The organism is Conexibacter stalactiti (assembly GCF_033542075.1).
GTDB lineage: Bacteria > Actinomycetota > Thermoleophilia > Solirubrobacterales > Solirubrobacteraceae > Conexibacter > Conexibacter stalactiti.
This window is the reverse complement of sequence record NZ_JAWSTH010000175.1, coordinates 1-6,368: the sequence shown is the minus strand read 5'-3', so window position 1 is coordinate 6,368 and position 6,368 is coordinate 1. Positions and strand designations below refer to the sequence as shown.

At 73.1% G+C, this 6,368-nt stretch carries 5 protein-coding genes; 2 read left to right on the top strand and 3 right to left on the bottom strand.

Going from position 1 to position 6,368, the window contains the following annotated elements; all coding sequences use genetic code 11:
- Nucleotides 1–9 precede the first annotated feature (9 nt).
- On the bottom strand, nucleotides 10–168 hold the full coding sequence (locus tag R7226_RS30630; RefSeq protein WP_318601328.1) for a hypothetical protein: 159 nt from the start codon (nucleotides 166–168) through the stop codon (nucleotides 10–12).
- A gap of 282 nt (nucleotides 169–450) precedes the next feature.
- Here R7226_RS30630 and R7226_RS30625 point away from each other — a divergent pair, with 282 nt between their 5' ends.
- Together R7226_RS30625 and R7226_RS30620 are read left to right on the top strand one after the other, a co-directional pair.
- The gene (locus R7226_RS30625) at nucleotides 451–1,359 is read left to right on the top strand and encodes a hypothetical protein (RefSeq protein WP_318601327.1); all 909 of its coding nucleotides are present in this window, start codon (nucleotides 451–453) and stop codon (nucleotides 1,357–1,359) included.
- A 41-nt stretch (nucleotides 1,360–1,400) separates the two neighbouring features.
- The gene (locus R7226_RS30620; protein ID WP_318601325.1) at nucleotides 1,401–1,691 is read left to right on the top strand and encodes an STAS domain-containing protein; all 291 of its coding nucleotides are present in this window, start codon (nucleotides 1,401–1,403) and stop codon (nucleotides 1,689–1,691) included.
- Between the two features lie 34 nt (nucleotides 1,692–1,725).
- Here R7226_RS30620 and R7226_RS30615 read toward each other — a convergent pair whose 3' ends face one another.
- Together R7226_RS30615 and R7226_RS30610 are read right to left on the bottom strand one after the other, a co-directional pair.
- Entirely contained in the window at nucleotides 1,726–2,718 is a 993-nt protein-coding gene (locus tag R7226_RS30615; protein WP_318601323.1) for a sigma-70 family RNA polymerase sigma factor, read from the bottom strand.
- A gap of 85 nt (nucleotides 2,719–2,803) precedes the next feature.
- On the bottom strand, nucleotides 2,804–6,368 hold a 3,565-nt coding region (locus R7226_RS30610; protein ID WP_318601322.1), incomplete at its 5' end, for a VWD domain-containing protein.

Sequence of the window (6,368 nt, the reverse complement as noted above, 5' to 3'; positions counted from 1 at the left end):
TCGGCGGCGTCACATCCCCGGCCGCCGCATCGGGCGCGCGCGGCGCGCCGGCGGGGCCGGGCGCGACGCCTGGTGCGGCTGACGCGGCGGCTGGCCGGGGCGGCCGAGCGGCAGCCCGCCGGGAGCGGGCTTGCGCGGGGTCGTTCTGCCGGATCTGGCTGCGCGCACGCGGCGCGCGTCAGAGCGACTTCTTCGCATGGAGTCCTCCTGTTTCAGTGCGTGGACGGCGGTCGTGGGCTCGACGCCTCGAGGGCGGAGCCGGCGTGATCGCAGAGCGATCGGGAGCGACGCATCAAATGTCCATGCGGCCCAACGTACCGGATTCGCGCCAGGATGTCACCCCACTCTGTCGCCCACGCGACAGAAACGGTGTCGCGCAGGCGAACGACGCGAGAGGCTTACGGACGGAGACTGGAATCCAGTCCAACAAGCTCTACCAGGGAGCCACCGATGCGCATCGCCCGCCGCCTCACCTTCGCCGCCGTCCTCTTCGCCCTCTTCGCGGCCACCCTGCCGGCCGCGGCTTCAGCCGTCGCCAGAACCGACGCCAAGCAGTGGTCGCTCGGCACGAGAGCGCCGTCGGTCAACGTCGGCTACAGCCTCAAGAACCTGATCAACAACAGCTACGTGCGCTACGGCTCGCGGACCTTCGGGATCAACCTCGTCTGGGGCAGCTCGTCGTCGCAGTGGAGCTTCATGCCGGCGCCGCCGAGGCCGAACGTGCGCGACCACCGCAAGCGCCCGATGGTCCCCGGCGAGAAGGTCGCCGTCTACAACAGCAGCAATCGGTCCTACCTCGTCTACGGCAGCCAGACGTGGGGCATCAACCTGAAGTGGTCGAAGACGCCGGTCTACCAGTGGAGAGTCGAGACCGATCCGGCGACCGGCTACGCCAGCCTCTACAACAGCTCCGCCGGCGACTACGTCGTCTACGGCGAGCGCCCGCAGGGGATCAACCTGCGCTGGCTGAAGGACGTCAGAAGAACCGAGTCGCAGACCGGCGTCGGCTCGCTGCACGACGCGACGGTCACAATGACCGCGCAGCCGGTCGTGCAGGGCTTCGTGCCGTTCCTCGGCCGCTACGGCGGCGGCGTCAACTTCAACGCCGTCCTGACGAAGGTCAGCAACCCGTCCAACGGCGCGCCGCTGGCATTCGTCAAGCCCGGCTTCTCGACGCAGCAGTGCGGCAGCCCGAGCGCCGTCACGACGCTCGCGCCCGGCGCGACGATGACCGCCGACCAGCTCAGAACGCTCTATGGCTCCACCCGCCCGAGCCTGAGACAGCAGATCGCGTTCCTCGCCTGCGCCAGCACCTCCGCGAGCAGCGTCTTCCTCAACATCCAGTGGCAGCAGCTCTGACACACCGATGAGTTCGGCGGCGACCGGCCGTCCTAGTGTCGATGGCCGGTCCGCTGCCACCCCCGTCCAGCTTCGCGATCCAAGGTCCGCTCGCGCGTGAGGACCTGCCCGCGCTCTACGACCGCTTCTGCTCATTCGTCTCCGAGCACGCGCCCGAGCGCGTGCTCTGCGACGTGACCGGGGTCGAGCCGTCGGCCGTCACCGTCGACGCGCTCGCGCGGATGCAGCTCGCCGCCCGCCGCAACGGCTGCACCGTCACGCTCTGCCACGCCTCCGAGCGGCTGCTGGCGCTCGTCGCGCTGATGGGGCTCGCCGACGTGCTGCCCGGCTGAGGCGCGCCCCGCGCCGCCGGCGCGGTCCGCCGCCTCAGGCGAGGTGGAGCGGCAGCCCGAACAGCGGGAAGACCGCCTCGACGTCGAGGAAGAAGGCGAACTCGGCGATCTGCCCGTCGCTGTCGAGGTGGAGCACCTGCAGCGCCCATGCGTCGTGGCCGTCGCCGTCCGTGCTGCGGCGGTATTGCGCGAAGGCCGGGCAGCCGTTGGCGTCGCGCGCCGGGATCACGCGCGAGCCGGTGCAGCCGGCGCCCGGGCCTCTCCACCAGCGCAGGATGTCGTCGCGGCCTCTCAGCCACAGCTCGTACGGCGGCATCGACTGCGCCGCGTCCTGCCGGATCAGCGCCGCGAGCGCGTCCATGTCGTACGCCTCGAAGGCGCGCACGTAGTCGGCCAGCAGCCTTCTGGCGTCGGCGTCGAGCGCGTCCGGCGCGGGCATCTCGCCGTCGCCGAGGTTGCTCGCGTCGAGCGTCGCGCGCGCTCGCTGCAGCGCGCTGTTGACCGAGGCGACCGACGTGTCGAGCAGCTCGGCCGCCTCGCTCGCCTTCCAGCGCAGCACCTCGCAGAGGATCAGCACCGCGCGCTGGCGCGGCGGCAGGTGCTGGAGCGCGGCGACGAAGGCGAGCCGCAGCGTCTCGCGCGCGCTCGCCAGCTCGGCCGGATCGTCCTCGGGCGCGGTCACGAGCCCGTCGGGCATCGGCTCGACCCACTCGATCGCGGAGCGCTGGTCGCCGATCGGCCCGTCGGGGCTGCGCGCCGGGCCGAGGTCGACCGGCCGCGCGCGGCGCTTGCGACCGTCGAGCATGTCGAGGCAGACGTTCGTCGCGATCTTGTAGAGCCACGAGCGCACCTGCGCGCGGCCCTCGAAGCGGTCGAGTCCTCTCCACGCGCGCAGCAGCGTCTCCTGCACGGCGTCCTCGGCCTCGAACGGCGAGCCGAGCATGCGATAGCAGTACGCGGTCAGCTCACGCCGATGGCGTTCGAGCGTGCCGAACTCCGGTCTGCTGATGAGCGCGCTTCCGGACACTCGCCGCAGCCTACCCGCTCGGACGGCAGCCGGCCTGTTACGAAGCGGTTAAAGCGCCGCCGCGGCGCCGCCGGCCTTCGCCCTCCTAGGGCGCGATGCGCGCGTAGGAGAGCGCGCCGGGGGTGTCGCCGCGGCGCAGCGCGTGGACGATGTCGAGGCCGCCGCCGCGCGCGGAGATCTGCGCCTCGCTGAGGCGCAGGATGTCGCCGCTGTCGTTGCGCGGCACCGCGACCGGGCGCGCCGCGCCATCGAGCGCGCCGGCACCGTCGGTGCGCTGGACCCAGTAGCGGTTGCTCTCCGTCCACAGCACCCACAGGCGGCCGTCGCCGCCGTCGGCGGAGATGCGGACGTTGCGTGCGGCCGTGTCGCGGCGGGCGATCGTCGTCGCGCTCGGCGCGCTGATCCGCCACAGCGAGACATTGCCGCGCTCGCCCGCCTCGTACGCGAGCCAGAGGCCGTCGCGGCCGGGCCGGGCGGTCAGCGCGACCTGCTCGTCGAGGCTGAGGTTCGGATAGTTCCCGCTGCCCCAGTTGGAGCCCGGCGCCTGCACCGGCGCGCCGAAGCCGCCGGTCGCCGGGTCGTACTGCGCCGCGAAGATCCCGACCTGCGGGCAGTCCCACTGCAGCCACGCGATCCAGACGGCGCCGCTGGCGCCGTCGCGCGCGATCGAGGGGCTGGAGCCGTAACAGCCCTCCGGCACTGGCACCCAGGCGCCGTCGTCGACCGCCGGCGCGCCGCGGAAGACGCGCGAGACGCCGGCCATCGGCGAGACCGTCACCGGCGTTCCGTCGGGCAGCCCCAGCCCGACGGGCGCGCTCGCGTAGCTGGTGCCGAAGCCGGTCACGAGCCCGAGCGGACCCCACGCGCCGGCGCCGTCGCGGGCGTACTGGTACACGCCGCTGGAGTTGCCGTTGAGCGGGATCTCGGCCGACAGGGCGCGCACGTTGCCGTCGGCGGCGGTGTAGAGGCCGACGCTGCCGTCGGCGGCCGCGATCGTCTCCTCGCCGCCGGCGCGGCCGGCGCTGTCGATCCGCACCGCGCCGAGCTGACGCACGTTGCTACCGGCGTCCCTGTTCCAGCCGACCACGAGCGCGCCGTCGCCGGCGCGGGCGACGCTGATGCGGCCGGTGATCTGGTCGCCGACGGGCAGCCGCTGCCACAGCACCGAGGCGGCGTCCTGCGCCAGCTTCGCGTCCTCGGCGAAGGCGGCGTTGCCGGTCGCGGCGACGTCGACGATGCAGTCGGCGAGCGGGCCGGGCTGCGTGACGCCGGCCGCGCGGCAGATCCGCTCGGCCTCGGCGCGCTGCTGGCGGCGCAGCTCCTCGGGCCCGACCGGCTTGGCCGGGACTCTGCGCAGCGTGAAGGTTCTCGTCGACTGGCCCGGCCCGTAGTCGAACAGCGACGCGCGCTGCTCGATCCGCCACGCCTCGGCGAATCTGTCGTAGAGCGCGTCGAAGAAACGCTCCTCGAACTCCTCGACGACTTCATACCGGGTCAGGCCGCTCCAGCCGTCGGTCGCTCTGACGGTGTACGGGATGGCGCGGCCGCCGCGGTTGGCGAGGTCGTTGCCGGGCCGGCCGTCGAAGTCGCCGAGCACGCCGCTGACCTTCCCCGCGCGTTCACCGGCGAGCGTCATCACGGTCGCCACGCCCCACTTGCCGACCGGCCGCACGACGAGCGTCGAGCCGTCGGGCCAGGTGACGTCGACCCAGCCGTCCGCGCCGCTCTCGCGCGCGAGCGTGCCGCCGCCGAACGGGCGCGAGCTGCCGGCCGGCAGCGGGTCGGGCTGACCGTCGATCCGCACGACCGGCGGGTCGTCCTTGCCGGCGCCGGGGCTGACCGTCACGCGTCTGTCGCCGACGCGCGCGGCGATCTGCGTGTTGACCGTCACCGTTCTGCTGTTGCCGTACGGCTCCTGACGCGCCTGGATCTCGAGGTCGCCGCCCTTCGCGAGCAGGAACTCGCCGGCCGCCTGGAAGTCGAAGTGGAGGCCGTCGAAGGTCGTCAGGTGCGGGTCGCCGTTGGACTCGGCCGGCCCGGACGGACCTCTTCTTCTCTCTCTTCTTCTGCAGTACTCGTCGAGCGAGTGGTAGTCGATGCGGGCGCTGCCGGGGAGCGCACCGCCGCTGACGCCGATCGCGACCGGTCTCTGCACTCTCGTGTGCGGCGGGATCTCACCGCTTCTGCCGGGCGGGCACTTGCAGCTGCCGTAACAGAAGAACTTCTCCGCATCGAGCACGCCGAAGTCCTGTGTGGGGCTGCCGGCGCGCGTTCTGCCGCTCATCCCGACGATCCCGACCAGCGGCTGTCTGCCGTCGGCGAGGACGGCGCCGAGCTTCGCCTGGTACTTGACGGTGTCGAGCGTCGTGTCCGCGGTGATCGTCGCCAACGGCGCCCGCGGGTTGAGCCGCGGCAGCGCGTACGGGCGTGTCTGGCGCCACCAACTGCCCGCTCCCTCGAATCGCATCGCGGCTGACGCCCACGAGTCCTGGAAGGAGAGGTCGCCACCGCCTGCGAGCACGAACGCGGCGCCGTCGTCGGGGGCGTTGAGGATCAACGGCACGTTCGGCCACAGGCTGCCGATGCCGTGCGACTGGTCGAGCCAGTGCCACACGCCGGTGCCGTCGTAGGCGCGCGAGAAGGCCGGCGCGTCCGCCGTCTGGAGATAGAGCCGGTAGGGGCCGTCTCCGACCGCGGCGCTGGTGCTGACGACCGACGTCGCCGCCCAGTCAGCCATCCCCTCGATCAGCCACGCCGAGCGCTGCCGCCACGCGGCCATGATCTGAAACTGGAAGCAGTGGAAGACCTCGTGAGCCATGATCAGCTGGAAGAACGGCCCGCCCGCTCTCGCCTGGCCGGCCGGCGGGACGCGCACGCGGCAGTAGGCCTGCGCGCCGACGCCCCACTGGTCCGCGGCGTTGAGCGGCAGCGCGTCCGCCCATGCGACATTGCCTCTGCTGTCGGTGATCTGGTCGGCGGTCGTGAAGACTCTGATGACGGGGTTGACGCCCGGCAGCTTGGCGGCGTAGATCGCCTTGTATCTGTCCGCCATCGCCTGGAATCTCGGGCTCGGGATCAGCGGCGCGGCGCTCGTGCGCGCGGTCGGGCCGCTGCCGCCAGCCGCCCCGGCACGCGCGGTCGCCGCCGCGCCGGCGCCGCCGTGCACCGCGCCGATCCGCCGCTCGACGGCCGCTCTCTGCGCCGGCGTGATGCGATCCCAGACACGCGCGACCAGCTGCATCGCCAGCGTCGCCGACTCGGGCGCGCCCAGCTCTCTGCCGCGCGGGCGGGCGATGCCGGGCAGCGGCCCGTAGGCGATCGCGAACGCTCTCAGCGCCAGCCCCGGTGTGATCGAGCCGTCGGCGCCGATCCCGTCGAGCGTCGCCTGGAACGGCGTCGTCGCCTGCGACCGCGCGGCCTTCGCGGCCAGCGCGCTCGCGAAACCGCGCGCGCCGGCGACCGCCGTCGGGCCCTGCCCTCTGCCGGGCAGCCGCAGCCGCACGACGGCGATCGCGGCCTCCTCACGCAGCACGATCGTCGCGGTCGCGCCGCGGCGGTCGGCGGCGATCCACAGCCGGGCGCCGTCGCCGAGGTCGCGGACGGCCGTGCCGGCACGGCTGCGCGCGGAAGCGCCGCGCGGCGCGGCCGGG